The organism is Streptomyces sparsus, from assembly GCF_054776295.1.
The window spans coordinates 1-1,583 of sequence record NZ_BAAHCA010001035.1 but is presented as its reverse complement, the minus strand read 5'-3'; the positions used below and the strand labels follow the sequence as shown (position 1 = coordinate 1,583).

Here is a 1,583-nt window from a genome sequence, read left to right as displayed (position 1 = left end):
CCGCGTCCCGCAGCAGCGGCAGCAGGGTCGCGCACTCCCCCGCCCGGCTGCGGACCCGCACCAGGCCCTCCGGTCCGGTGCGCACCTGGAGCCGCGGCATGTCGGTCGGCCGCCAGTCACCGTTCTCTGTCCACATCAGCGGTCCCTCAGTCGGCGGACAGGGCGTCCAGCAGCTGGCCGACCTGCGGATCGGGGAGTGCCCGGGCCACGTCCGCCTGGGCCACCACGCCCACCAGCCGGTGTCCGTCGATGACCGGGAGCCGCCGGACCTTGTGCTCGGTCATGGTCACCAGGATCTCCTCGGCGCTGTCGTCGGCGCCGACGGTGACGGCCTCCCCCTGTGCGAGGTCGCCGGCCTTCACGTTCTCCGGGTCCTGCCCCCTGCCCAGGACCTTCACGACCACGTCGCGGTCGGTGATCATGCCCTTGAGCTTGTCGTCCGTACCGCAGATCGGCAGGGCGCCGACTCCCAGGTCGGTCATCTTCTGCGCGGCTTCGAGCACGCTGTCCTCGGCACCGATGCAATCGGCGCCCGGAGACATGATGTCGCGGGCCTTGGTCATGCCTGCCTCCTCGGGTGTGTAGACGTGGATGTCGGCCGGCCGGTGCCGGCCACCGGGCGGGGTTCCCCGCCTCCCGGTGATTAACCCGGCAGGCGACGGCGCCCGCCCCCGGTGGCGCACCCGGCCGGACGGCCTGAGGCTGGGACGCAGGACAGTCCCCACGGAAGGGAGGCGAGCGCCTTGCCGGTCATGGTGCAGGCCCTCCAGGGCGCGCCCTGCTGGGTCAGCCTGATGGCACGTGATCTGGACGCTGCCCAGGACTTCTACGCCTCGGTCTTCGGCTGGCGGTACACCGCCGGGCTGCACAAGCCGGGTGGGCGGACCGTCGCCACGGTGGACGACGTGCCGGTCGCCGGGCTGGGCACGATGGCCAGCGAGACGGACTTCCCGGTGGCCTGGACGCCCTACCTGGCGGCCGACGACGCGGACGCGACGGCCTCCCGGATCAGGGAGCGCGGCGGCACCGTCGCGGTGGGGCCGATGCAGTTCGACGGCGGCCGGGCCGCGTGGGCCGCCGGGCCCGACGAGGCGGTGTTCGGGATCTGGCAGGGTGAGGTGACGCGGCGCTGGGAGGTCGGCGGCCGGAGCGGCTCCACCGCCTGGCTGGAGCTGCGGACCCGCGACCCGTTCGCGTCGGCGCTCTTCTACGGCGAGGTCTTCGGCTGGGACCAGCGGCACTCGGAGCGGTTCGACATCCGGTTCGAGCACGAGCGGGTGGTGCTGCGCATAGCGAACCGGCGGGTGGCGCAGATCTCCGGCGGTGGCGACCGGGCTGCGGCGAAGCGCAAGGACTGGCCGCAGTGGCACGTGCACTTCCTGGTGGCCGACGTCGCCCGGACCGTCCGGCGGGTGCAGGAGGCCGGCGGAACCGTGGTCGCCCTCCCCCACGACAGCCCGAGCGGCGTCGTGGCCGCCTGCCGGGACCGTGAGGGCGGGCTGTTCCACCTGGTGCGCGAGAGCACCGGCTGAGCTGCCCCGAGGCGCCGCCCGGAGCCAGCGCGGGCAGCCCCCTGGCGGACG

General features: G+C 74.0%; 2 protein-coding genes. One reads left to right on the top strand and one right to left on the bottom strand.

The window, feature by feature from the left end; genetic code table 11:
* Window positions 1–146: 146 nt before the first annotated feature.
* Window positions 147–563 (bottom strand): CBS domain-containing protein, encoded by a 417-nt coding sequence (locus tag ACYVE9_RS26075; RefSeq protein WP_461030354.1) that lies wholly within the window; start codon window positions 561–563, stop codon window positions 147–149.
* Between the two features lie 189 nt (window positions 564–752).
* Here ACYVE9_RS26075 and ACYVE9_RS26070 point away from each other — a divergent pair, with 189 nt between their 5' ends.
* On the top strand, window positions 753–1,532 hold the full coding sequence (locus ACYVE9_RS26070) for a VOC family protein (RefSeq protein ID WP_461030355.1): 780 nt from the start codon (window positions 753–755) through the stop codon (window positions 1,530–1,532).
* The last annotated feature ends 51 nt before the right edge of the window (window positions 1,533–1,583 follow it).

Bases quoted from the DNA above. Each gene is read 5' to 3' on its own strand.
- ACYVE9_RS26075 (WP_461030354.1), bottom strand. From the start codon at position 563: ATGACCAAGGCCCGCGACATCATGTCTCCGGGCGCCGATTGCATCGGT.
- ACYVE9_RS26070 (WP_461030355.1), top strand. From the start codon at position 753: ATGGTGCAGGCCCTCCAGGGCGCGCCCTGCTGGGTCAGCCTGATGGCA.